Origin of the sequence: Neobacillus solisequens, from assembly GCF_051233465.1 — a bacterium.
Classification (GTDB): Bacteria; Bacillota; Bacilli; order Bacillales; family Cytobacillaceae; genus Neobacillus.
Genome location: NZ_JBKFGJ010000014.1, coordinates 74271 through 100383, shown reverse-complemented (window position 1 = coordinate 100383; position 26113 = coordinate 74271). Strand labels below are relative to the sequence as shown.

Annotated in this window: 26 protein-coding genes; 25 read left to right on the top strand and 1 reads right to left on the bottom strand. The window is 40.3% G+C overall.

Going from position 1 to position 26113, the window contains the following annotated elements; genetic code table 11:
• Positions 1 to 335 precede the first annotated feature (335 nt).
• Together ACI3K6_RS14985 and ACI3K6_RS14980 are read left to right on the top strand one after the other, a co-directional pair.
• A complete protein-coding gene (locus ACI3K6_RS14985; RefSeq protein WP_435555439.1) occupies positions 336 to 1262 on the top strand; it encodes an ABC transporter ATP-binding protein in 927 nt (308 codons plus the stop codon).
• On the top strand, positions 1255 to 2205 hold the full coding sequence (locus ACI3K6_RS14980) for an ABC transporter permease (protein WP_335480192.1): 951 nt from the start codon (positions 1255 to 1257) through the stop codon (positions 2203 to 2205). The genes ACI3K6_RS14985 and ACI3K6_RS14980 overlap by 8 nt, the downstream gene beginning before the upstream one ends.
• 37 nt (positions 2206 to 2242) lie before the next feature.
• Here the strand turns inward: ACI3K6_RS14980 and ACI3K6_RS14975 are convergent, their stop codons facing one another.
• The gene (locus ACI3K6_RS14975) at positions 2243 to 3511 is read right to left on the bottom strand and encodes a replication-associated recombination protein A (protein ID WP_335480195.1); all 1269 of its coding nucleotides are present in this window, start codon (positions 3509 to 3511) and stop codon (positions 2243 to 2245) included.
• 144 nt (positions 3512 to 3655) lie between these two features.
• On the opposite strand from ACI3K6_RS14975, the gene cymR reads away from it, so the two are divergent.
• The 23 genes from cymR (at position 3656) to ACI3K6_RS14860 (ending at position 26112) form a co-directional block, all read left to right on the top strand.
• Positions 3656 to 4078, top strand: coding sequence for a cysteine metabolism transcriptional regulator CymR (cymR, locus tag ACI3K6_RS14970; protein WP_335480198.1), 423 nt, complete (start codon positions 3656 to 3658; stop codon positions 4076 to 4078).
• A gap of 39 nt (positions 4079 to 4117) precedes the next feature.
• Positions 4118 to 5257: a cysteine desulfurase family protein gene (locus tag ACI3K6_RS14965; protein ID WP_435555438.1), complete on the top strand. Its 1140-nt coding sequence runs from the start codon at positions 4118 to 4120 to the stop codon at positions 5255 to 5257.
• Positions 5258 to 5296: 39 nt separating this feature from the next.
• A complete protein-coding gene (gene mnmA, locus ACI3K6_RS14960; protein ID WP_435555437.1) occupies positions 5297 to 6418 on the top strand; it encodes a tRNA 2-thiouridine(34) synthase MnmA in 1122 nt (373 codons plus the stop codon).
• Positions 6419 to 6651: 233 nt separating this feature from the next.
• A complete protein-coding gene (locus tag ACI3K6_RS14955) occupies positions 6652 to 7308 on the top strand; it encodes a tetratricopeptide repeat protein (protein ID WP_335480210.1) in 657 nt (218 codons plus the stop codon).
• A gap of 37 nt (positions 7309 to 7345) precedes the next feature.
• Positions 7346 to 9760 carry an SF1B family DNA helicase RecD2 gene (recD2, locus tag ACI3K6_RS14950; protein WP_435555436.1) on the top strand — a complete coding sequence of 805 codons (2415 nt, stop codon included), beginning with the start codon at positions 7346 to 7348 and terminating at the stop codon, positions 9758 to 9760.
• Positions 9761 to 9792: 32 nt separating this feature from the next.
• On the top strand, positions 9793 to 10269 hold the full coding sequence (locus ACI3K6_RS14945; RefSeq protein WP_435555435.1) for a PRC-barrel domain-containing protein: 477 nt from the start codon (positions 9793 to 9795) through the stop codon (positions 10267 to 10269).
• Between the two features lie 11 nt (positions 10270 to 10280).
• Positions 10281 to 10472 carry a hypothetical protein gene (locus tag ACI3K6_RS14940; protein ID WP_335480218.1) on the top strand — a complete coding sequence of 64 codons (192 nt, stop codon included), beginning with the start codon at positions 10281 to 10283 and terminating at the stop codon, positions 10470 to 10472.
• Between the two features lie 22 nt (positions 10473 to 10494).
• Entirely contained in the window at positions 10495 to 10629 is a 135-nt protein-coding gene (locus ACI3K6_RS14935; RefSeq protein ID WP_335480221.1) for a YrzQ family protein, read from the top strand.
• An 81-nt stretch (positions 10630 to 10710) separates the two neighbouring features.
• Positions 10711 to 11787, top strand: a complete 1077-nt coding sequence (locus tag ACI3K6_RS14930; RefSeq protein WP_335480224.1) for an AI-2E family transporter — start codon at positions 10711 to 10713, stop codon at positions 11785 to 11787.
• A gap of 522 nt (positions 11788 to 12309) precedes the next feature.
• Positions 12310 to 14943: an alanine--tRNA ligase gene (alaS, locus tag ACI3K6_RS14925; protein WP_435555434.1), complete on the top strand. Its 2634-nt coding sequence runs from the start codon at positions 12310 to 12312 to the stop codon at positions 14941 to 14943.
• Between the two features lie 57 nt (positions 14944 to 15000).
• A complete protein-coding gene (locus ACI3K6_RS14920; protein ID WP_335480230.1) occupies positions 15001 to 15267 on the top strand; it encodes an IreB family regulatory phosphoprotein in 267 nt (88 codons plus the stop codon).
• A gap of 3 nt (positions 15268 to 15270) precedes the next feature.
• The gene (gene ruvX, locus ACI3K6_RS14915; protein ID WP_335480233.1) at positions 15271 to 15687 is read left to right on the top strand and encodes a Holliday junction resolvase RuvX; all 417 of its coding nucleotides are present in this window, start codon (positions 15271 to 15273) and stop codon (positions 15685 to 15687) included.
• A gap of 12 nt (positions 15688 to 15699) precedes the next feature.
• Positions 15700 to 16011 (top strand): DUF1292 domain-containing protein, encoded by a 312-nt coding sequence (locus tag ACI3K6_RS14910; protein WP_335480236.1) that lies wholly within the window; start codon positions 15700 to 15702, stop codon positions 16009 to 16011.
• 186 nt (positions 16012 to 16197) lie between these two features.
• Entirely contained in the window at positions 16198 to 17322 is a 1125-nt protein-coding gene (gene mltG / locus ACI3K6_RS14905; RefSeq protein WP_435555433.1) for an endolytic transglycosylase MltG, read from the top strand.
• Positions 17323 to 17540: 218 nt separating this feature from the next.
• A complete protein-coding gene (locus ACI3K6_RS14900) occupies positions 17541 to 18194 on the top strand; it encodes an O-methyltransferase (RefSeq protein WP_435555518.1) in 654 nt (217 codons plus the stop codon).
• On the top strand, positions 18191 to 19120 hold the full coding sequence (locus ACI3K6_RS14895) for a peptidase U32 family protein (RefSeq protein ID WP_335480241.1): 930 nt from the start codon (positions 18191 to 18193) through the stop codon (positions 19118 to 19120). The genes ACI3K6_RS14900 and ACI3K6_RS14895 overlap by 4 nt, the downstream gene beginning before the upstream one ends.
• A 19-nt stretch (positions 19121 to 19139) precedes the next feature.
• Entirely contained in the window at positions 19140 to 20414 is a 1275-nt protein-coding gene (locus ACI3K6_RS14890) for a peptidase U32 family protein (RefSeq protein ID WP_335480244.1), read from the top strand.
• Position 20415: 1 nt separating this feature from the next.
• Positions 20416 to 21051: a uridine kinase gene (gene udk, locus ACI3K6_RS14885; protein WP_335480246.1), complete on the top strand. Its 636-nt coding sequence runs from the start codon at positions 20416 to 20418 to the stop codon at positions 21049 to 21051.
• Positions 21052 to 21219: 168 nt separating this feature from the next.
• A complete protein-coding gene (gene greA, locus ACI3K6_RS14880) occupies positions 21220 to 21696 on the top strand; it encodes a transcription elongation factor GreA (protein WP_335480249.1) in 477 nt (158 codons plus the stop codon).
• A gap of 50 nt (positions 21697 to 21746) precedes the next feature.
• Positions 21747 to 23507: a peptidoglycan D,D-transpeptidase FtsI family protein gene (locus ACI3K6_RS14875; RefSeq protein WP_435555432.1), complete on the top strand. Its 1761-nt coding sequence runs from the start codon at positions 21747 to 21749 to the stop codon at positions 23505 to 23507.
• A gap of 76 nt (positions 23508 to 23583) precedes the next feature.
• Positions 23584 to 24252, top strand: coding sequence for a YrrS family protein (locus ACI3K6_RS14870; protein ID WP_435555431.1), 669 nt, complete (start codon positions 23584 to 23586; stop codon positions 24250 to 24252).
• 224 nt (positions 24253 to 24476) lie between these two features.
• A complete protein-coding gene (gene mtnN / locus ACI3K6_RS14865; protein WP_435555430.1) occupies positions 24477 to 25184 on the top strand; it encodes a 5'-methylthioadenosine/S-adenosylhomocysteine nucleosidase in 708 nt (235 codons plus the stop codon).
• Positions 25185 to 25188: 4 nt separating this feature from the next.
• Complete coding sequence (locus ACI3K6_RS14860; protein WP_435555429.1) at positions 25189 to 26112, top strand: PLP-dependent cysteine synthase family protein; 924 nt, start codon at positions 25189 to 25191, stop codon at positions 26110 to 26112.
• The last annotated feature ends 1 nt before the right edge of the window (position 26113 follow it).

The window sequence follows — 26113 nt, the reverse complement described above, 5'->3', positions numbered from 1 at the left end:
TTAAGGATTTTAATGGGTGTATTGCATGTTGGACAAATCTTATTCATTCATTTCACCTCATTATTTGTCATGTAAGCCGTTAAGTAAATGATAACATTTATTAAACAAAAATCAATACTTATTTATAATTATTATAATTAAATATAAAAATATTATTTTGTAACCATTTATTCTTTAGTTTCTAAGACCCTAGACCTAGAAGTTTTTCGACCTACAGCCGTTATTAAAATGGAGCGTCAGCAAGCTATAATAATTTTGTGAAGACCTAATAGTACAGGAAAATTTTTTCATAATCAGTTACACTATTGGAGGAAAGAAAAAAGAGGTGGAGAATGTTGGAAACCATTGTTGAGTTAAAAAATGTCACAAAAAGCATCAAGGGCAAAAAAATCATTGATGATATTAGCTTTCAAGTAAATAAAGGGGAAGTCTTTGGTTTTTTAGGTCCAAATGGTGCCGGTAAAACAACAACCATTAGGATGATTGTTGGCTTAATGGGGATTACCTCCGGCGATATTATGATTGGAGGCTCTAGTATAAAAAATGATTTTGAAGATGCGGTCCGCCATATTGGAGCGATCGTTGAAAATCCGGAAATGTATAAATTTCTGACGGGTTATCAAAATCTTGTTCATTTTGCTAGAATGTCAAAAGGCATCACCAAAGAAAAAATTGCCGAGGTAGTAGGGCTAGTCGGCCTGACTAACCGCATTCATGATAAGGTAAAAACTTATTCACTTGGAATGAGGCAGAGATTGGGATTGGCCCAATGTCTGTTACATGACCCTCAGGTGCTGATTCTTGATGAACCAACTAACGGATTGGATCCTGCAGGAATTAGAGAAATACGTGACTATGTCCGCCAGCTAGCGAGAGAAAAGAACATGGCTGTCATTGTCTCCAGTCACTTGCTATCGGAAATGGAAATGATGTGTGACCGGATTGGAATTATTCAAGATGGCCGATTAATTGATGTGCAGCAGGTAAAAGAGTTTGTTCAGGGAGAAGGAGCTGTTTACGAGATTGAAGTAGTTCCAAGTGATAAGGCCATTACCGTATTCAAATCCTGTTATCCTGATATTCGTGTTCAACGTTCAAAAAATGGAATTACAGTAGAATTGTCTAAAGAGGAAATACCAAATCTCGTTAAAGCTTTTGTGGAAGAAAATATACAAGTATATGGCATTAAGGAAACGGCAAAAACCCTAGAGGACCGCTTCCTGGAAGTAACCGGTGAAAAGGAGGCGATGATCCATGCTTAATTTAATAAAGAATGAATGGATGAAAGTGTTTAGACGTCCTGGAACTTATGTCATGATCGCAATCTTAATTCTTAGTACAGCTGTTGTCGGTGCCTTTTTCAAATATCAGGAAAATGGAAAAGATGCGGCAGCCAATCCAAAATGGGAACAAACACTGCGCGAAGAAAATAATGCCTTGAAAAAACAGATGGAACAAAGCCATTCGGAAATGGAGAAGCAATATTATAAAAAGACCATTGCCATCAATGACTATCGGATTCAGCATCATTTAGCACCAAGTCAGGAATATAACGTTTGGTCATTTGTAAAAGACGCTTCAGAACTAATAACTTTAGCAGGTTTATTTATTATCATCGTGTCGGCGGGAATTGTCTCGAGTGAGTTTAACTGGGGGACGATTAAGCTCTTATTGATCAGGCCCATTAATCGAACGAAAATACTAACCTCCAAATATTTAACTGTGCTCGTATTTGCACTGTTCATGATTGCCATTCTATTTGTATTCTCAACAGCTTTAGGGGCTATTCTATTCGGAATGCCGGATAAAGTGACTCCTTATTTGAACTATTATAATGGTCATGTTACAGAACAAAATATGGTAGTTCATCTATTAATCTATTATGGCTTAAGTTCGATTGAAATGCTGATGCTAGTCACGATGGCCTTTATGATTTCTTCAGTATTCCGCAACAGTTCATTGGCAATTGGTTTATCGTTATTTTTACTGTTTACCGGGGCTCAATTCACCGCCTTATTAGCCATTAAATTCTCATGGGCAAAGTACCTGCTTTTTGCTAACACAGACTTGATGCAGTACTTTGAAGGCACGCCACTAGTAAACGGTATGACCTTAACCTTCTCAATCATTATGCTGATTTTATACTTTGCTGTTTTTCAGTTCCTCGCGTTCTTTGTTTTTAAGAAGAGAGATGTAGCTGCATAATAAAGGTGACAGGCACCCATCATTGTGGTGCCTGTTTCTATTTTCGATTCAGTTTTTCAAAGACTGTGGCCATTGCTTGTTCGAATTTGCCTGTTCGTTTAGGCTGGTAGTATTGTTTGTGTTTGATTTTGTCAGGCAGGTATTGCTGGGGGACCCAGCCATTTTCATAGTCGTGCGGGTATTTATAGTCAATGCCCCGACCAAGTTCCTTAGCTCCTTTATAATGGGCGTCCTTTAAATGATCCGGTACTTCACCAGTGATTCCTTTTTGGATGTCACTTAAGGCGGCATCAATAGCCATGATGGCTGAATTTGACTTCGGTGACAGGCACAGTTCGATGACCGCGTTCGCTAGCGGAATTCTGGCCTCAGGGAATCCAATTCGCTCGGCTGTTTCGATGGCAGCCAAGGTTCTTGCTCCTGCCTGTGGATTAGCGAGTCCAATGTCTTCATAAGCAATTACAATCAGCCGTCGGCTAATGCTTGGCAAGTCTCCTGCTTCAACCAATCGGCCTAAGTAATGGAGGGCCGCATTGACATCACTGCCGCGGATTGATTTTTGAAAAGCGGAAACAACATCATAATGGGCATCACCGTCTTTATCAGCCGCAATGCTTTTCTTTTGCAGGCATTCTTCTGCGGTTTCCACATTAATATGAATAATGCCATTTTCATCTTGATCCGTTGAGCGGACAGCAAGTTCCAAGCCATTTAACGAACTTCTGACGTCTCCGCCTGACCCTTGAGCAAAATGCATCAAAGCTTCTTCAGAAATGTCAATTTTATAATTCCCTAAGCCCCGTTCTTCATCTTCAAGAGCTCGAATTAAGGCTTGTTTTACTTCGTCGGGTGATAACGGTTTTAATTCGAAAATTTGACAGCGACTGCGGATCGCCGGGTTAATGGCATGATAGGGATTACTTGTGGTCGCACCAATTAGGACAATCATTCCATTTTCCAGATAGGGCAATAAGAAATCTTGTTTGGCCTTATCCAAACGGTGAACCTCATCAAGCAGCAAAATCACTTTCCCGGACATTTTTGCCTCAGCAGCAACTATTTCCATGTCTTTTTTATTATTAGTTACAGCATTCAGGGTACGAAAGGCGTATTTCGTGCTCCCGGCAATGGCACTGGCTATCGAGGTTTTGCCGATTCCAGGCGGACCATAAAGGATCATCGACGATAGCTGTTTTGCTTTGACCATTCTGGCAATGATTTTGCCTTCCCCGACTAGATGCTGCTGCCCGACGATTTCTTCAATCGTCCGCGGTCTCATCCGAAATGCTAACGGTTTTTCCACCATATTGATCTCCCCAAAAGATTATTCTTATCATACAATACCATTTCCGACTTCAAAAAGCATAACAAAGAAGAATATGATATAATTGCTAATGCCTATTATTCTCAAGTTATTAAATGTGAAATTTGAACAGAGGTGTAAATATATATGAAAATTTCGACTAAGGGTCGCTACGGCCTTACAATTATGATTGAACTCGCTAAGAAATACGGCGAAGGCCCAACTTCCTTGAAAGCTATTGCACAAGCAAATGAGTTATCAGAACATTATTTGGAACAATTAATAGCTCCTTTGCGTAATGCCGGTTTAGTAAAGAGCATCAGAGGTGCCTATGGCGGTTATATTTTATCAGATATTCCTTCTAAAATTACCGCAGGGGATGTTATTCGGATTTTAGAGGGGCCAATCACACCTGTAGAAGGAATCGAAGATGAAGAACCGGCCAAACGGGAGTTATGGATTCGGATTCGCGATGCCATCAAAGATGTATTGGACAATACTACCCTTGAAGATTTGGCGAGCCACAGTAATGACAGTGAACCTGACGAAGGTTATATGTTTTATATTTAATGGAGATACTAGAGAATTATTTTGATTGAAGGTGTTACAATGGAAAGGATTTATCTCGATCATGCAGCCACATCTCCCATGCAACCTAGAGTGATTGATAAAATGCTGGATGTCATGAATGCAACTTTTGGCAATCCCTCAAGCATTCATTCATTTGGAAGGGAAGCACGTCACCAGATTGATTTAGCGCGGGAAGTCATGGCAGAGAGCATTGGTGCCAAGGAAAACGAGATTATTTTTACAAGCGGAGGCACTGAGGCTGATAATATGGCACTTTTTGGGACGGCTGAAACCTATCAGAGCAATGGTAGACATATTATTACCACTCAGATTGAACATCATGCTGTTTTACATGCGTGCCAAAAGCTGGAGAAGCTTGGTTTTGAAGTTACCTATTTACCGGTGGACGAATCAGGATGTATTTCCCTTGATGTCCTTAAATCAGCGTTACGGGATGATACGATTCTCGTTTCTATTATGTATGGAAATAACGAGGTAGGAACGCTTCAGCCTATAAAAGAAATTGGCGAATTGCTGAAAGATCATCAGGCAAAATTCCATACAGATGCGGTGCAGGCTTACGGACTGGAAAATATTGATGTTAATGAATGCTTCATTGATTTACTTTCGGTTTCGGCACACAAAATTAATGGACCTAAAGGGACCGGTTTTCTTTATGTGCGTTCTAATGTAAAAATATCCCCCCGTGTTTTTGGTGGTGAGCAAGAACGGAAACGTCGAGCTGGAACGGAAAATGTTGCTTCCATTGCCGGATTTGCCGAGGCAGTCAAGATTGCTGAGGAAGAAAGAGCTGCTAAACGGGAAAGTTTCAGAAACTATAAAGAAATTTTGGTGCAAAGACTATGCGATGCACATGTTGATTTTTCCATAAACGGATCTCTTGAATATTCGCTGCCTCATGTATTAAACTTAAGCTTTCCCGGTACAAACGTGGAAGCCATGCTTGTCAATCTGGATTTAGCGGGAATTGCTGTGTCAAGCGGTTCAGCATGTACGGCTGGTTCTATTGAGCCATCCCATGTTCTGGTCGCGATGTTTGGAAAGCAATCCGAAAGACTAGTGAATTCAATCCGCTTTAGCTTTGGTTTTACCACAACAGAGGAAGAAATCATCAGGGCGGCTGAAGAAACAGCCAAGGTTGTTTCACGCCTGAAATAATAAATGGTTTAAAAAAAGTTACAACAAGAGAGGTGAAATATGGTGGAAATCAAAGATCCGAAAAATACCCGTGTCGTTGTTGGGATGTCTGGAGGCGTGGACTCGTCGGTAGCGGCCCTATTACTAAAGCAACAGGGGTATGACGTCATCGGCATATTCATGAAAAACTGGGATGACACCGATGAAAACGGTGTTTGTACGGCGACAGAAGACTATAATGATGTCATTCGAGTCTGTAATCAAATCGGCATTCCATATTATGCTGTTAATTTTGAAAAACAATATTGGGACAAGGTATTTACCTATTTCCTAGAAGAATATAAGGCTGGCAGAACACCGAATCCAGACGTGATGTGCAACAAAGAAATTAAGTTTAAGGCCTTTTTGGACCACGCGATGAATTTAGGGGCAGATTACCTCGCTACCGGCCATTACGCAAGGGTAGAGTTTCGTGACGGGGAATATAAAATGCTCCGTGGCCTTGATGAAAATAAGGACCAAACCTATTTTTTAAATCAATTGTCCCAAGACCAAATTAGCAAGGTAATGTTCCCAATCGGCAATCTTGAAAAGTCACGAGTCCGGGAAATTGCCAAGGAAGCTAATCTTGCGACTGCTACTAAAAAAGACAGTACCGGAATTTGTTTTATCGGGGAACGAAATTTTAAAGAATTTCTGGGGCAGTATTTGCCGGCCCAACCTGGTAATATGGAAACATTCGACGGTGAGGTTAAAGGCCGTCATGAAGGGCTGATGTATCATACGATTGGTCAGCGTCATGGCTTAGGGATCGGTGGGTCCGGTGAGCCGTGGTTTGCCATCGGAAAAGATTTAAAACGAAATGTCCTTTATGTCGGACAAGGCTTTCACAATGAAAAGCTCTATTCCGATTCGATTATTGCCACAAATATAAGCTGGGTATCTAAGCGGGAAAAGCCAGCTGAATTTGAGTGTACGGCAAAATTCCGCTATCGTCAGGAAGATCACAAAGTAACGGTTCAGCTTTTGGAAGATAATCGCGTTAAAGTATTGTTCCATGAACCCATTCGTGCGGTGACCCCTGGACAAGCTGCTGTTTTTTATCTTGATGACGAATGCCTCGGCGGCGGTACAATTGATGAAGTGTATAAAAATGGTGAGCGTATCACTTATGTTGGTTAATAAAAGCCCTGATTCTATTAGTAGAATCGGGGTTTTTTGAGGATTCGCGGGAAAATCATGAAAACACGCGGAAATATCGCAAAAACTGGCGGAATTAGTTTAGAAATTCGCGGGAATATTGTAAAAACTGGCGGGAATATCAAAAAATCTCGCGGTATCCTCCATCCCTTAATCCAAAGAACCAATTTTCTACCCAATGTGTTATACTTCCCTATAGAACGGAGTTGAATGAAATGGACAAAAACCAATTAGGTGTTAAATATATGCAGGAAGGCAATCTGGAAGAGGCAGCTAAAGCCTTTTATGAAGCCATTAATGAGAATGGTCAAGATCCAATTGCTTATATCAATTTTGGAAATGTATTATCCGCTTTGGGAGACAATGACAAAGCACTTCAATTTTTTCAAAAAGCAATTGAAATAGATGAAAACGCAGCAGCGGCTTACTATAGTGCTGGAAATCTTTATTACAGCAACGGACAATTTTCACAAGCAAAGGATATGTTTGAATCTGCCATGAAAAAAGGCTTGGAATCAAGCGATAATTTCTTTCTACTAGGTATGTCTTTAATGAAGCTAGGTCAACAAAAGCTGGCTATACCGTTTTTACAACGTAGTGTCGAATTAAACGGAGACGATTTGGAAGCCCGCTTTGAATTCGGAATGTGTCTGTTGCAAAATGAATACATAGAAGAAGCCATTGCTCAATTTGAAGAATGTTTGATGATTGATGAAAACTATGCCAATGCTTGTTATTTCCTTGGTCTAAGTTCTGCCTTTAAAGGAAACGAAGGCAAAGCTTTAGAAATGCTGGAAAAAGGGCTGCGATTAGATCCGGAACATTTGATGGCTTTACAAGCAACCACATTAATTGAAAAACTAAAAGCATAAGAAATCACAAACCTGTAGAAAGGAGGGAGCTCGGCGAATGGAAAACCAAGAAACCCTTGATTTATTTTCTGAACAGGGAAAGTTTGTTAAAGGCCGGCCAATCGTTACGATTTTTCACAATGAACAAAATCTATATACTGTGTTAAGAATTCGCGTGGACGAAACCAATCATGAATACAGTGACAAGGAAGCGGTTATCACTGGTTATTTTCCTAAAATCCATGAGCAGGAAACGTATATTTTTTACGGAGAATTTAAGGAGCATCCACGGTTTGGTACACAATATATTGCTAACCATTTTCGAAAGGACATGCCGCAAACAAAACAGGGGATCATCGCCTATTTATCCGGTGAAATGTTCAAAGGGATCGGGAAAAGAACAGCTGAGAATATCGTAGAAACCTTAGGGGAAAATGCGATTTCCAAAATCCTCAATCAGCCGTCCCTGCTTGATTCGGTTCCGAAGCTCCCTCCTGAAAAGGCAAAAATGCTTTATGATACGCTGATGGAGTATCAAGGGTTAGAACAGGTAATGATTGCTCTTAATCAATACGGCTTCGGCCCGCAATTATCGATGAGGATTTATCAAGCCTATAAAGAAGAGACTCTTACGATTATCCAAAAGAATCCCTACCAGCTAGTGGAGGATATTGAGGGGATTGGTTTTGGCCGCGCAGATGAGTTAGGGCATCAGTTAGGTATCACCGGAAATCATCCGGATCGTATTAAGGCCGGCTGCCTATACACGTTGGAATATGAATGCATGCAAACGGGTCATGTTTTTATGCCGGTTCGGGGTTTACTGGAACAGGTTAAAAAGCTCCTTGAAGAAAATAAGCGGGATCAAATTGAATATAGCGATATCTCCAATGAAATTATAAAGCTCGAGGAAGAGAATAAAATAATCGGTGAGGAACAGCGAGTATATTTACCGTCTTTATATTTTGCAGAAAAAGGCCTCGTGACTAGTATTAAACGGATTCTCGAACAAACTGAGTACAAGGATCAGTTTCCTGAATCAGAGTTTTTACTGGCTTTAGGTGCTTTAGAAGAACGGCTGGGTGTACAGTATGCTCCTTCCCAAAAGGAAGCGATTCAAACCGCGTTGATGTCGCCGATGTTAATGTTAACGGGCGGACCAGGAACAGGAAAAACAACGGTAATCAAGGGGATTGTTGAGCTTTATGCCGAGTTGCATGGCTGTTCGCTGGAGCTAAAGGATTATTTTAAAAAAGATGAACCATTTCCATTCTTATTAGCGGCTCCAACTGGTCGTGCTGCCAAAAGGATGAGTGAATCTACCGGACTGCCGGCTGTAACGATTCATCGTCTGCTTGGTTTTAATGGATCGGAAGGATTTGATAAAGGTGAAGAGAGTCCCCTTGAGGGAAAAATTTTAATTATCGATGAGACTTCGATGCTTGATATTTGGCTTGCCAACAAACTGTTTAAAGCTCTCCCAGACGGGATTCAGGTAATCATGGTTGGAGACGAAGATCAGCTTCCATCCGTCGGTCCTGGCCAAGTTTTAAAAGATTTGCTGCGTTCTGAGCGGATTCCAACTGTCAGATTAACAGATATTTACCGTCAGGCAGAAGGCTCCTCTATCATTGAACTGGCTCATGAAATAAAAAAGGGACATTTGCCTGCAGATATAACGGCCAAACAAGCTGACCGTTCTTTTATCAAATGCTCAACCTCGCAAATTGCCGAAGTGGTTGAAAAAGTGGCTTTAAATGCCAAAAATAAGGGATATACGGCCAAGGATATCCAGGTCCTGGCTCCTATGTACAGAGGTCCTGCCGGGATTGACCGTTTAAATGTCTTGCTTCAGGAGATTTTCAACCCCAATCCGGATGGAAAACGAAAAGAAATAGCATTTGGTGAAGTCAAATATAGGATTGGCGACAAAGTGCTGCAGTTAGTCAATCAGCCAGAAAACAATGTGTTTAATGGAGATATTGGAGAAATAATCTCAATTATTTATGCCAAAGAAAATACCGAAAAACAGGATATGATTTATATTTCTTTTGAGGGGAATGAGGTCGAGTATACCCGGCAGGATTTAACTCAAATTACCCATGCCTATTGCTGTTCTGTCCATAAATCACAAGGAAGCGAGTTCCCAATTGTGATTTTGCCGATCACAAGAAGCTATTATCGGATGCTACAAAGGAACTTAATTTATACTGCTATAACCAGAAGTAAACAATCCCTTATTTTATGCGGGGAAGAGGAAGCGTTAAAAATGGGAGTGGAACGTGCAGATGAAATGTCCCGTCTCACTACTTTATTTGAAAAGCTGCAAGAAGCCATCCCTGGTAAAATAAACATTCAGCCTTTAGAGGAAGATTTGATCGAAAAAATGTCTTATGAAGAAAAAATGATGTTAGTTGACCCCATGATCGGAATGGAAAACGTTTCACCTTATGATTTTATGTTAAAAAACTAAAACTAAGGATGTTCGAAGGAGGTGGGTACTCTTTGCGAACATTTTCCTTATTAAAGGGACAGCCTGTTTTTGAACTTCAACATGGCACAAAAATCGGTGAGGTTTGTGACCTTTGTATTTCAGATGCTGGCATCGTGAAAGGTCTTATTATAAAAAAAGGCGCTTTCTTCAAACAAAACTGCTTTTTGGATATTCAAAAAGTGGCATCCTTTGGCTGGGATGGGGTGATGGTTAAGGACCCGAGTCTGCTCACCAAGGCCAAAAACAGTTCGGAAAACGCCTTGAGCTTTCAGCAATCTCTTGATGGGATGATGCTGCTGTCCAAGAGCGGGGAATCGCTTGGATTGTTAAAAGATGTATATTTCCAGGAAGAATTGGGCACAATCGTAGGGTACGAAATTACGGATGGTTTCTTTTCAGATATAATGGAAGGAAAAAAAATGATTCATTCCGAAAAGCCCTTAACGATCGGGAAGGATGCCATCATCGTAGACGTTAATCAAACGTGAGGTGTCTTTCCATGTTAAAGTGTCCCAATTGCCAGAGCAAGGATATTGGTAAAATTGGTATCAACCAATATTATTGCTGGAACTGTTTTATTGAACTTTCTGTCTCCAAAGGCCTTATCAATACACATCAGGTCGAGGAAGATGGAACTCTTAGTTCCTTGGATGACTTGTTTGAAGAAGATCTGCGTCGTTACACTCTTTAAATTATAAGAAGAGGTGAAACGCATGAACAAGATGATGACGTCGGTGATTGCTTTTGGCGCAGGAATGGCTGCCTATAATCTAGCACAAAGAAACAATGTAATGTCCGGAAGGCAAATGAAAAAAATGTCACGTAAGGTTAAACGAGTGATTTTTTAAATTCGGCCCCCTCTATATTGGAGGGGGTTTTATGCATATTTCTGGCCTTTGTCTCTAAGAATAACATCAAGGAGGCAAAGTATGGATATTCGAATGAAATGGTTTTATCGAATCGGTTTTATACTCCTTTTACTCATTGCGATGTATGTGTTTCTCAAAATCAGCTTTGTCTGGATGCCGATGGTTCGTGTCGTAGCAATCATCGCACTTCCGTTTGTCATTGCAGGATTTATTACATATTTGCTTCATCCAATCGTTGAAAAATTACATGAAAAGGGATTACATCGGGGACTGGCCATTTTATTCATTTATTTCCTTTTTTTTGGCGGAATCGGGTTTGCTCTTTACAAAGGAATTCCGGCCATTATAGATCAAATAAAGGATTTGTCGGAAAGTGCACCTGTATTTGCCGAACAATATCGCGGCTGGGTTCATAGGTTAGAGTCCCATACTAGAGAGTGGCCGGATGGTTTGCAAACCAAAATTGACGCTGGCATAGATGCTTTTGAAACCAAACTTGATTCGCTTTTAACCATCATTGTGAATACCCTAGTGAATATTTTAAATTCAGCATTAATGTTAATGATCATCCCTTTTATTGCGTTTTATATGTTAAAGGATTATCCCCTTCTAAAACGGGCAGTTTGGTATATGACCCCTAAAAATTGGCGTAGACGGGGTACTTTATTTTTAAGAGATGTGGATAAATCGCTTGGGAGCTACATAAGGGGACAACTACTTGTCTGTCTTATTATTGGGAGTATATCCTCCTTGCTGTTTTGGATCTTTCATTTGAAATATCCGTTACTATTGGGGCTGATATGTGGATTAACAAATGTCATCCCTTATTTTGGACCGATTATTGGGGCGGTTCCTGCTGTCATCATTGCCGCGACCACCTCGGTAAAGCTGGTGCTCATCACGTTGGTCATTGTGTTTGGACTGCAATTTTTAGAAGGAAATATATTATCTCCGTTTATTGTCGGCAAAAGCCTGCATATGCACCCACTGTTAATCATGGTGGCGTTGACGGCGGGGGGGGAAGTTGGCGGCATCCTTGGATTGATTTTGGCGGTTCCGGTTCTAGCTGTCGTGAAAGTCGGATTGATCCATGCAAAAAATCACTTTATTGACGTTAAAACGAATGAATCCCCTTAGATATCATTGACAAAGATTTTTCTGATGGATATAATTCGTCATAGAGAATCAATATTGATATAACATGAAGAAGGATCAAGTATGTTATAGACCATCTGTAGCGCTAAATTGCGTAAAGAGAGGAGCTTCCACAGGCTGAAAGGGGCTCTAGATGAAGGATGACAGAAAGCTAATCCGGAGTGCAGCTAATCCCTGCCGTGTTCCTGCGTTAAAGGATTAATGAGAGATGGATACTGGCTTTTCGTATTCATAATCAGGGTGGTACCGCGAGCAATAGCCCTCGTCCCTGTTTTGGGATGAAGGGCTTTTTTATATGCTTTTTTAAAAATTGGCCTTGTTAAAGAACCCTGTTGATTGGAGCGGAAGGCACGAAGACTCCTGTGGGAGTACGGTTCTGGAGAGACTCCCGCAGGCGCAAGCGCCGAGGAGGCTCGCCGAAACGCCCACGGAAAGCGAAGTGCCTAGAGCGGAAATCAACATACAAATTTAACAGCGCTTAAAAATTATAGGAGGTCTATTATAATGAAACAACTAACAGGCTCACAAATTCGCGCCATGTTTCTAGAATTCTTTAAGGAAAAAGGACATGCTGTTGAACCAAGTGCATCGCTTGTCCCACATGATGATCCATCCTTATTGTGGATTAACAGTGGAGTTGCAACATTAAAAAAGTACTTCGATGGACGTGTCGTTCCGGAAAATCCACGAATTACAAATGCGCAAAAGTCCATTCGGACAAACGATATTGAAAATGTCGGAAAAACCGCACGCCACCATACTTTTTTTGAGATGCTCGGCAATTTTTCCATTGGTGAATATTTCAAAAAAGAGGCAATCGAATGGGCGTGGGAATTCTTAACTGATGAAAAATGGATTGGCTTTGAAAAAGAAAAGCTATCTGTTACCGTTCATCCAGAGGACAACGAAGCGTATGACTTTTGGAATAAGATAATTGGGATTCCAGAAGAACGTATCATTAGACTTGAAGGTAACTTCTGGGATATCGGTGAAGGTCCGAGCGGTCCCAATACAGAGATTTTCTATGATCGTGGCCCAGAATATGGTAATGATCTGAGTGATCCAGAACTGTATCCAGGCGGGGAAAATGAGCGATATTTAGAAGTATGGAACCTAGTGTTTTCCCAATTTAACCATAATCCTGACGGTACATATACGCCGCTTCCAAAGAAAAATATTGATACCGGGATGGGCTTAGAGCGGATGGCTTCCGTTGTTCAAAATGTTCCAACCAACTTCGATACCGATCTATTTATGCCTATTATCCGGGCAACCGAAGAAATTTCCGGAGTGAAATACGGTGCTGACAAGGAAACGGATATTTCATTCAAAGTGATTGCTGACCACATCCGTACAGTGGCCTTTGCGATTGGGGACGGGGCTCTTCCGTCCAATGAAGGGCGCGGCTATGTATTGCGTCGTTTGCTTCGTCGAGCAGTCCGTTATGCAAAACAAATTAATATTCAGCGCCCGTTTATGTATGAACTGGTCCCTGTTGTTGGGGAGATCATGCATGATTTCTATCCTGAAGTAAAGAATAAAACTGAATTTATCCAGAAGGTTATCAAAACGGAAGAGGAACGCTTCCATGAAACACTTCATGAAGGCTTGGCGATTTTAGCTAGTGTCATTAAAAAGGAAAAAGAAAAAGGTAGCGATACCATAAGCGGTGAAGATATATTCCGTCTTTATGACACATATGGCTTCCCTGTTGAATTAACGGAAGAATATGCAGAAGAAGAAGGTATGAAAGTAGACCACGCAGGCTTTGAGGTGGAAATGGAAGGTCAAAGAGAACGCGCTCGTGCTGCACGTCATGATGAAAATTCCATGCATGTCCAAGGCGGGGCTCTCAGGGACCTTACTGTGGAGAGCCGATTTGTGGGCTATAATGAACTGCATACAGATTCTACCATTTTAGCCATTATCAAAAATGGTGAACTTGCTGACGAGGCTAAAACAGGTGAAGAGGTTCAAGTCATCCTGAATTCTACTCCATTTTATGCCGAGAGCGGCGGACAAGTTGCCGACCACGGAGTAATCGAAGGCGAAGGTGTTTCTGCTTATGTGAAGGATGTCCAAAAAGCTCCAAATGGACAAAACCTTCATAAAGTTGAAGTAAAATCAGGTATATTGAAAATAAATCAACAGGTAAAAGCAACTGTTGATGACAGTAACCGTGCGAAAATTATTAAAAACCACACCGCCACTCACTTGTTGCATCGTGCGTTAAAGGATGTACTTGGAGAGCACGTCAACCAAGCAGGCTCCTTAGTAGAACCTGATCGTTTACGTTTTGACTTCTCTCACTTTGGTCAAATTAAACCGGAAGAGCTTGAGCAAGTTGAAAAAATGGTGAACGAAAAGATTTGGAGCAATATCGAAGTGGATATTAGTTTAAAACCGATTGCAGAGGCTAAATCAATGGGTGCGATGGCTCTCTTCGGCGAAAAATACGGTGATATTGTCCGTGTCGTAAAAGTTGGGGATTACAGTCTAGAGTTGTGTGGCGGTTGCCACGTACCAAATACTTCTGTCATAGGATTATTTAAAATTGTCTCAGAGGGAGGCATAGGTGCCGGAACAAGACGGATTGAAGCTGTTACCGGAGAATCTGCTTACAAGGTTTTAAATGATCAAGTTGGTTTATTAAAAGAAGCTGCTGAGAAGCTGAAAGTTAGTCCTAAAGAAGTGGTAAACCGGATTGAAAACGTGCTGGGTGAAATGAAACAGCTGCAAAGAGAAAATGAGTCACTCGCTGCCAAACTTGGCAATATTGAAGCAGGTAACCTTGTGTCAAAAGCGGTTGAAATTGATGGTGTAACCGTATTGGCTGCAAACGTTCAAGCAGCAGATATAAATAATCTGCGTAATATGGCAGATGACTTAAAGCAAAAATTGGGATCCGCCATTATTGTTTTAGGCAGCGCCAATGATGATAAAGTGAATTTAATCGCTGCTGTAACCAAAGATTTGATTGACAAAGGCTACCATGCAGGCAAGTTGATCAAAGAGGTTGCCGGTCGCTGTGGCGGAGGCGGAGGCGGTCGCCCAGATATGGCCCAAGCAGGCGGAAAAGATCCGGAGAAACTGGATTCTGCTTTGCAATATGTTAGCGAATGGGTAAAATCGGTTTGATAATAGGACAAAGTAGTGTAAAATATTAGTAACTATTACAAGTCGAGGTGCACGAAAATGAGCTCATTTGACAAAACTATGAGATTTAATTTTCCCGAAGAGCCTTTTGAGCATGATGTGAATGATGTGCTATTTCAGGTATATGAAGCCTTGAAAGAAAAAGGTTATAATCCCATTAATCAAATTGTCGGTTACTTATTATCTGGGGATCCTGCATATATCCCGCGGCATCGAGATGCCCGTAATATTATCCGCAAGCTTGAACGAGATGAGATTATTGAGGAGTTAGTGAAATCGTATCTTAAACAGCGGCGTGAGGGGTAATGAATGCGAATATTGGGTTTAGATGTTGGATCTAAAACAGTTGGTGTCGCCCTAAGTGATGAACTGGGCTGGACAGCACAAGGACTTAAGACTCTTCACATTAATGAGGAGAAGAAACAGTTTGGATTTGAGGAAGTGGGTCAATTAATTCATGAATACCAAGTGAGTAAAGTAGTGATTGGCCTCCCGAAGAATATGAATGGAACCATTGGCCCAAGGGGCGAAGCAAGCAAACAATATGCAGATGAAATTGAACAAAGATTTTCAGTTCCTGCCGTATTGTGGGACGAGCGTCTGACCACCATGGCCGCGGAACGCGTCCTCCTGGAAGCAGATGTAAGTCGAAAAAAACGAAAAAAAGTCATTGATAAAATGGCGGCTGTCATGATCCTTCAAGGATACTTGGACAGTATAAAATAATGAGGTGATAAAATGGCACACGAGCATGAACATATGCATGAAGAAGAAAGCTTTATAACACTAGTAGACGAAGAGGGTAATGAAGAATTATTTGAAATTCTGTTTACTTTTGATTCCGACGAATTTGAAAAATCCTATGTACTTTGTTATCCGGTTGGGGATGTAGAGGAAGATGACGAAGAGGTTGTGGTTCACGCCTATTCTTACATTCCTACAGAGGATGGAGGAATCGGTGAATTAGCACCAGTTCTGACTGATGAAGAATGGGATGTAATTGAAGAAGTATATAACACCTTTACTCAAGATGAGGAAGGCGAAGAATAAGTTTCAAAAGAATCAGCTCAATACAGCTGGTTCTTTTTTTTTTTGCCAAAATTAAACATAAATTGACATTTATCTTTTCCTATGTTGAAATAATTACGATGTCTAAAATTTCAGGATGCAATGATTTTATAGAATAATATGTTCATTACATAGGATGTTTTGAAATAAAAGAGAAGGGGGAACTATATGACCACTGATAAAAAAGACATAATTCGCAAAAAAATGCTTGATCGCCAAAATGAAGCAAGAGTTGTTAGAAAAATTGTATTTATGATTTCGCTATTATTTCTCATACTAATCATTTTAATTGGCGGTGGAGGTTACCTATATATCCAATCGGCTTTAAAGCCTGTTGATGCAGACAGCAAGACTCAGAAAAAGGTAGAAATTCCAATCGGGTCTTCCGTGACTGGTATAGGTGAAACGTTAAAGGAGAAAGGCATCATTAAAGACGCAAAAGTATTTAAGTACTATGTTAAATTTAAAAATGAGGGAGGCTTCATGGCTGGTGAATACCAGTTAAGCCCCTCAATGGATGTCCCTGAAATTGTCAGCAGGTTAAAAACGGGAAAGGTTCAAGCTAAACCTAGTCTCAAAATGACCATTCCTGAAGGAAAACAACTAACGGATATTGCCGCCATAATGGCGAATGCTACGAAACAAAATCCGGCAGATATTATGAATAAATTAAATAACAGAGAATTTATCCAAACGATTATGACCAAATATCCGGACATCTTTACTAATGAAATCTTGAATCCTTCTGTCAAATATCCTTTGGAAGGGTACCTGTTCCCGGCAACTTATTCTTTCTTTAAACCAAATCCATCCGTTGATGAAATGGTTTACGCCATGCTCGATAAAACTCGCGAGGTATTAGCCGATTATACCGATGATATGGACAAGAAAAAACAATCAGTCCACCAAATGTTGACAATGGCATCGTTAGTAGAAGAGGAAGCAACTGCCAAAACGGATCGTAAAAAGATTGCTAGCGTCTTTTATAATCGAATAAAAAAAGGAATGCCGCTACAGACAGACCCTACTGTATTATATGCCCAGGGTAGACATAAGGAAAAAGTGGTGTATAAGGATTTAGAAGTTGAATCACCTTATAACACCTATCAAAATACTGGTTTGCCTCCGGGACCAATTTCCAATGCTGGCAAATCATCAATTGAAGCAGTACTTAAACCAGCGGATACAGATTATTTTTATTTCTTGGCAACAGACACAGGTGACATAATTTTTTCAAAAACACTGGAAGAGCATAATCTGGCAAAGGCAAAATATATTTCCAATAAAAAATAATATAGACAAAGAGGGAATCAATAGCATTCCCTCTTAATTTATGTTAAAATGGTTCAAGTGTTTAATAAGGAAACCATAGCGTCACTCACGGTAACTTATGAGCAGTATCTCCAATTCAATGGAGAATTGTGCGTCATTTTCTGTGAACGCTATTTTTTATGTCTAAAGAGCATTTATTTGGCAAGAATGCTTTTAAAGGAAAAAGAGGTGAGGGCAGCTTGTTAAATGAGAAGCTGCATTCTTATATAGAAGGCCTAATAAACGAGCGGGATCCTTTGTTTCTTGAAATGGAGCAATATGCAAACCAGCATAATGTTCCAATCATGGAGCTTGCCGGAATTGAAACCATGCTACAACTGCTCCGAATCCATCGTTCTAAGAAGGTTTTAGAAGTAGGCACAGCAATCGGTTACTCTGCCTTAAGAATGGCTGAGGTTCTTCCAAAGGATGGCCAAATCGTAACCCTTGAACGTGATGAGGAAAGAATGATAGTTGCTAAAGAATTTATCAGTCGCTCGACTCACAATGACCAAATCAACCTTATTCAAGGTGATGCCTTGGAGCTTGAAGATCAAGTGAAACCCCATGCTCCTTTTGATGCCATTTTTATTGATGCGGCAAAAGGGCAATATAAAAAATTCTTTGAAATCTATTCCAAATATCTTACATCGGACGGATTAATCATCACCGATAACGTTCTATTTAAAGGTTTAGTAGCTGAGCCGGAAATTGAATCCAAGCGTACGCGAAACCTTGTAAAAAAAATTAATGAGTTTAACCGTTGGTTAATGAGTCATCCCGACTATCACTCAGTGATTCTTCCAGTGGGGGATGGGGTCGCGATTAGCAAAAGAAGAGGTGAGCAAAAATGAAGAAACCAGAGCTATTAGTTACACCCATCTCTGTTGACGACATTTTGCCTTTGGCAGAGGCCGGAGCGGACGCATTTGTTATTGGTGAACAGCGATACGGACTGCGCTTGGCAGGTGAATTTAGCAGAGAAGAAGTGAAGCAGGCAATTGAACTGGCACATTCTAAAGGCAAGATTGTATATGTTGCAATGAACGCCATTTTCCATAATGAAAAAATTGAGGAACTTGACGATTATATACGTTTTGTTGCGGATGCAAATGCTGATGGTATTATTTTCGGTGATCCCGCTGTGTTAATGGCAGCCCGAGAAGCGGCTCCAGAAATGAAGTTGCATTGGAGTACCGAAACAACAGGTACAAACTGGTATACCTGCAACTATTGGGGCAGAAAAGGGGCTAAGAGAGCCGTGCTGGCCCGTGAAATTAATATGGATTCCATTGTTGAAGTGAAAGAAAATGCCGAAGTTGAAATTGAAGTTCAGGTTCACGGAATGAGTTGTATGTTTCAATCGAAACGTTCCCTATTAGGCAATTATTTTGAATATCAGGGAAAAGCGATGGAGATTGAAAATCGTAAACAACAAAAAAACATGTTCCTACATGACAAAGAACGAGGGAATAAATATCCTATTTTCGAAGATGAAAATGGTACTCATATCATGAGTCCTAATGATATGTGCATTATTGACGAGCTTCAGGATATGCTTGAGGCTGGTGTTGACTCTTTTAAAATCGATGGCATACTAAAAAGCCCGGAATATATTCTTGAAGTAACAAAGGCCTATCGGAAAGCAATCGATTTATTCTTTGAAGCCCCGGATCTATACGAAGAACAAAAGGACGAACTGCTTGAAAGAATCGAGGAAATTCAGCCCGTAAACCGTTCATTAGATACAGGTTTCTTTTTCAAGGAAACCGTTTATTAAAAAAGGGAGGGGTTCATGTATGAGTATTGTAAAAGATAAAATCTCCGAAATCATTGACGGTAAACGTGTCATAGTGAAGAAGCCCGAACTCCTTGCACCTGCAGGAAATCTTGAAAAATTAAAAATTGCTGTCCAGTATGGTGCCGATGCTGTATTTATTGGCGGTCAAGAATATGGACTTCGTTCCAATGCAGATAATTTTTCACAAGAAGAAATGAAGGAAGGCGTAGAATTTGCGAAGAAATACGGCGCCAAAATCTATGTCACCACGAATATTTATGCCCATAATGAAAATATTTCAGGGTTAGAAGAATACCTTTACGGTCTAAAAGAGGCCGGTGTTGCAGGGATTATTGTTGCTGACCCGCTCATCATCGAGACCTGTCGCCGAATTGCTCCGGAAATTGAAATTCATTTAAGTACGCAACAATCCCTTTCTAACTGGAAAGCCGTTCAATTTTGGAAGGAAGAAGGTCTTGAACGGGTAGTTCTAGCTCGAGAAACCAGTGCTGAGGAAATAAGAGAAATGAAAGAAAAGGTTGATATTGAAATTGAAACCTTTATTCATGGGGCGATGTGTATTGCCTATTCTGGCCGCTGTACGTTAAGCAATCATATGACTGCGAGAGATTCAAACCGCGGTGGTTGCTGTCAATCCTGCCGATGGGACTACGACCTATATCAATTAGAAGGCAGTGATAATCAAGAGGTAGCTTTATTCAATGAGAATGAATCACCATTTGCAATGAGTCCAAAAGATCTAAACCTTATACAGTCCATTCCTAAAATGATTGAGTTGGGGATAGACAGTTTAAAAATTGAAGGCAGGATGAAATCGATTCACTATATTGCTACGGTTGTCAGTGTGTATCGTAAGATCATTGATGCTTATTGTGCGGATCCCGATAACTTTGTCATTAAGAAAGAGTGGCTAGAGGAATTGGACAAATGCGCAAACCGTGAAACAGCTCCAGCATTTTTTGAAGGGGTTCCAGGGTATAAAGAGCAAATGTTTGGTAATCATAGCAAAAAGACAACGTTTGAATTTGTCGGGCTTGTATTGAATTATAATCCTGATACACAAATGGTTACATTGCAGCAGCGTAATCATTTTAAACCGGGGGATGAAGTGGAATTCTTTGGACCAGAAATTCAAAACTTCACTCATGTTATTGATAAAATTTGGGATGAAAAAGGGAATGAACTGGACGCTGCAAGACATCCGCTTCAAATTGTACAATTTAAAATGGAAAAACCGGTTTACCCTAACAACATGATGCGAAAGGAGAACTAACTTGATGCGCAAACCAGTTGTTATTGGTGTTACCGGCGGCTCTGGCTCCGGAAAAACAAGTGTGACAAAAGCCATCTATGAGAGTTTTAAAGGTCATTCTATATTAATTATTGAGCAGGATTATTATTATAAGGACCAAAGTGATTTGCCGTTTGAAGAACGTTTGAAAACAAATTATGATCATCCGCTGGCATTTGATAATGATTTGCTGATTGAACATATTAAGAAGCTATTGCGTTATGAGCCAATCGATAAGCCAGTCTATGATTATACGATCCATACCCGTTCAGAAGAGGTTATTCCAGTTGAACCAAAGGATGTCATTATTCTAGAAGGCATTTTGGTTTTAGAAGATGAGCGCCTCCGCGATTTAATGGATATTAAATTATTTGTGGATACAGACGCTGATTTACGGATTATCCGCCGGTTAACCCGTGATATCCAAGAGCGTGGTCGTACTTTTGATTCGGTTATTGAGCAATATATAAATGTGGTCCGTCCTATGCACAACCAATTTATTGAACCGACAAAGCGTTATGCCGATGTGATTATCCCAGAAGGCGGACAAAACTATGTGGCAATTGATTTAATGGTAACGAAAATACAAACAATTCTTGAACAAAAATCAATTTTATGAAACAATAGCAAAAGATAATCCTGATTCATGTGAGGATGGATAGGTAGTTGCGCGCCCTGACCCATTTAGGACGCGCTACTATGTCTTATGCATTAATTGGCATAAACTTTACATAATGGACATACACAATTCTATGGGGTTTTGTGAAGACTAGAAGGAGTGAGGATTTTGGCAACTGAAAAAGTATTTCCAATGACACAAGCTGGAAAAGAAAAGCTTGAGCAAGAGCTTGAGTATTTGAAAACGGTTAAACGTAAAGAAGTGGTGGAAAGAATAAAAATCGCCCGTAGCTTCGGTGATTTATCAGAAAACTCTGAGTATGATTCTGCAAAAGAAGAACAAGCCTTTGTTGAAGGTAGAATAACTACCTTAGAAAATATGATTCGTAATGCCAAAATTATTGCGGAAAGTGAAATGGCCAGTGATTCAGTATCACTTGGTAGTTCTGTCACTTTTGTTGAGCTTCCAGATGGCGATGAAGAGACCTATTCTATCGTGGGAAGTGCAGAAGCTGATCCGTTTGAAGGCAAAATTTCAAACGATTCACCAATTGCAAAAAGCCTAATTGGTAAAAAAGTAGGCGATACCGTCTCGGTGCAAACACCTGGCGGAGAAATGACAGTTAAGATCGTAAGTATTAAATAATTGTTTGAAAAAAGCAAACCTCGTCAACACTTTTGACGAGGTGTTTTTTTATGTGGAAAAAACGTGCTATTGCTTGGTTGTTCATTTGTATTTTGGGCTTTATGCTACTTTTAGCAAGATTAATGCAGATTCAATTATTTGAAACGGAAGCCTTTTCCAAGCATAACGTCAATTTACTGGAAGAGAGTGTTAATCAACGAACCCAAGAAATTGTTATTGATAACGGGAGAGGGAATTTCCTTGGCGTTAATGGAGAAATGCTTACTTACAAAAAGGAACGAGTCCTTGTCTTATTTCCTTTTTTAAAAAAAATGAATTGGAATGCGGCTAAGGTAGCAGAAATAATGGGGGTCTCCCAAAGCTCCATACAAGCAGCATTAGGATCATCGAAGAAGCCATTTGCCTACGGCGAACCTGAACCAATAGAATTGACTGCTTCACAAATGGAGAAAATCAATGCACTCAAAATTCCCGGTGTATTTGCCGTTGAGCAAAAGTTTGAACGGGCAAGTATACCTGCTGAACAGTTAATCGGATTAACAGGAGAAAATCCCAAGGAATTGGTCAAACGTTATCCTGACAAAGAGCTTTCTGAGAAAACACTAATTGGTGTAACCGGGCTCGAAGAAAGCTTTGATGAGTTCCTGTTGCCCGAAGGAAAATCAAAGCTTGTTTACCATGTTGATGGCGGAGGAGCACCTCTCTTTGGAATCAATGTGAAATATATTGACCCGGCCAACCCGTTTTATCCGGTAAATGTACGAACTACAATTGATAAAACTATACAGGAAAAAGCAGAGGAATTGGTTGAAAAGTATGGAATAAAAAAGGGTGGATTAGTTCTTCTAAATATCGAGGATAACAGTATTGAAGCACTTGTTTCACGTCCTCTGATTAATAAAAAAAATCCATATAATGGGATCGGTATGACCAATCAAATAGTAAATCAACAAATCATCGGCTCTGTGTTTAAAACAGTTGTCGCTGCAGCAGCAATTGATCAAAATCTCGACAGCCCGGGGAGAATGTTTGACTGCAGTAAAAAAATTAACGGGAAACCGGAACACAAATACAATTACGGGATGCTTACTTTTTCCGACAGCTTTGCAAGAAGCTGTAATCAAACATTCGGAGAACTGGCTAGAGAACTTCAAAAAATGAATCCACAGATGCTCGAAACTTATGCCGAACGATTATCGTTAACCGGTGCCGTGGGGTGGAATGGTGATATTTATCATACCAGTGACTTTAAACAATTCCCTGATGAGGATAAAGGCAGGGTTTTCCTGTCAGAGGAAGCAAGGAAAGATGCTAATTTTGTTGCCATGTCCGGAATTGGTCAGCACGAAGTCCGTTCTACTCCGTTAGCAGTAGCCAATATGATGGCCACCATTGCCAGAGGTGGGAAAAAGGAAATGGTGCGGGCAGTGTCCAAGATTGAATTTAAAAACGGAACCACAATGGTACCTTTTCCGAAAAAAGAGTTATCAGGCGATTCAATTTCACCGTATACAGCAATGAAACTTCAGAAACTCCTCCGAGAAGTGGTAACAAATCCAAATGGTACAGGAAGATGGTTTAAAGATTTGCCAGATGAAGTAGCTGGTAAGTCAGGCACAGCTGAAACAGGAAAATATCTGGATGGAAAACAACTACATAATAAATGGTTTGCCGGCTATTTTCCATTTCAATCACCGAAATATGCCTTAGTATGTTTCAATCTAGACGTTATAGAGGATGAGGGTGGGGTTAATTCTTTGTTCGCTGATATGGTGAAAATGCTTCATGAAAAGGAAATAGGGAATTTTTAATAGGGAATATTTCTTCAAGTTCACAACATTTCATGTTAGAATATTCACAGCCTAGTTTTTAGGAGGAGAGTTTTACATGAAAAATGAAGCGAATCAAAATTCACGATCAGATTATCGGGCAAAAAGGAAAAAAACAAACTATATTCTAAATGGCTTAATTGTATTAGTTTTAGTGTTAATTATGATTGTTGCATATAATATTTTTGTTTCTGATAATGATCATGCATCATCAACAAATCATGAGACTTCAAAGACTGTGCAAAAGGAAAGGACAACTAAAAAAGATTCGAATAAAGTTCCAACCACTACAAAAGAAAAGAATTCTTCTAACGATTCAGAAAAAGTCAAAGATGATCAAGAGGATCAGGATACGACAACAGGAACTGCCGATGATTCACAGGCTGTTAGTACCGATGGAGGTAGTACTGCCAATGTGATTAAAACGATTGAAAACCCGTCCTGGAAGCCAGTTGGTACATCCCAAACAGGTGAACATTCTCCTGTATACGATACAACATCCGCAGATTGGCAGGAAATGATTAGTGCACTATCATATGCAACTGGAATAGACCAAAGCAATATGAGTGTTTATTGGCTAGGAAGGGATAAATCAACATCCAATGCTTCAGTTGGCACTGTGTATTCCAAGGATAAACAGCAAAAATATCGTGTGTTTATTAAATGGGTAGATGGTGAAGGCTGGATGCCAACAAAAGTGGAAGAATTAGCTGAATTAGAAAGATAAGCATTAAGAAGGGCCCTATAAAAGGGTCTTTCTATTTTTTTTGCTTTTAGGCTAGTAAACACATTTAATTTTAAATCATAGTATACATATGGGAATAATTTTTAAAAAAACACAGTTATTTACTTAACATTCTTTCTAAAGATGGTAAAATAGTGTTCGCGGATACGTTACCAAAATCCGAGGTACATTAAACAATGTAGAGACCATTAGAAAGAGGTAAAACCATGAAAATTGCCATTATTGGTGCAATGGAAGAAGAAGTGACTTTATTAAGAGACCATATTGAAGGGCAAACACAGGAAACGGTTGCCGGCTGTGAATTCACTTTTGGAACGATGAAAGGCGCGGAGGTTATTTTGCTTCGTTCCGGCATTGGTAAAGTGAATGCCGCAATGTCTACGACCATTTTACTTGAAAAATATAAACCTGATTACGTAATTAATACAGGTTCAGCAGGTGGATTAAACCCTGAATTGAATGTCGGAGATGCAGTTATTTCAACAGAGGTGCGCCATCATGATGTGGATGTAACAGCCTTTGGATATGAATACGGTCAGGTGCCACAGCTTCCTGCTGCGTTTACAGCTGATGAGAAGCTGATTACCATTGCTGAAGAGGCTGCAAATGAATTAAATAGTTTTCAAATTGTCAGAGGATTAATTGTAACAGGAGATTCCTTTATGGAAAATGCTGAGCGAGTTTCATTTATTCAATCAAAATTTACGGACCTGCAGGCTGTTGAAATGGAGGCCGCTGCGGTGGCGCAGGTGGCTCATCGTTTTGGTGTTCCATTTGTCATAATTCGTTCATTATCAGATATTGCCGGTAAGCAATCGGAAATCTCCTTTGATCAGTTTATTGATAAAGCGGCAACAAATTCTGCCACGTTGGTCATGAAAATGGTGGCAGCTTTAAAAAGCTCACAGGAGTGAAAACATGAAGGTTTATAAAAACGTCCATGAATTAATTGGGCATACACCAATAGTTGAAATCACACAATTTTCTTTGCCTGATGGTGTTCGCATGTTTGCGAAACTTGAATTCATGAACCCTGGAGGAAGTGTAAAGGACAGGTTGGGAATGGAGCTGCTCCAGGATGCTTTTTCCAGTGGAAAGCTTCGTGAAGGTGGGACGATCATTGAGCCGACGGCAGGAAACACGGGGATTGGGGTGGCGCTGGCTGCCATTAATAAAGGTCTGAAAGTAATTTTTTGTGTACCAGAAAAGTTCAGTACAGAAAAACAGGCGATTATGAAAGCTTTAGGAGCCACGATTATCAATACCCCAACAGAAAAGGGAATGAAGGGAGCCATTGCGAAAGCGGAGGAACTCCTTCAGGAAATTCCTGGCTCTTTTTGTCCGCAGCAGTTTGCTAATCCAGCTAATCCCGCAACTTATTATAAAACTCTTGGTCCGGAGCTTTGGGAGCAACTTGAGGGAAGGATCGATATCTTCGTTGCCGGAGCTGGTTCCGGGGGAACCTTTATGGGTACGGCACGATACTTAAAGGAAAAAGATTTCAAAATAAAGACTGTGATTGTGGAGCCGCAGGGCTCGATATTGAATGGCGGGGAGCCAGGTCCGCATAAAACAGAAGGGATTGGGATGGAATTTTTGCCGACGTTTATGGATACGTCTTACTTTGATGCGATTCATAGCATCACAGATGAGGCAGCCTTTCAGCTTGTCAAAGAATTAGCGGCTAAAGAGGGGCTTCTAGTAGGCAGTTCTTCTGGTGCCGCTTTTCATGCAGCATTATTGGAGGCAGAAAAGGCAAGTCCTGGTACGAATATTGTTGTGATTTTCCCTGATGGCAGCGAGCGCTACTTAAGCAAGAAGATTTTTGAAGGAGGAATTTAGC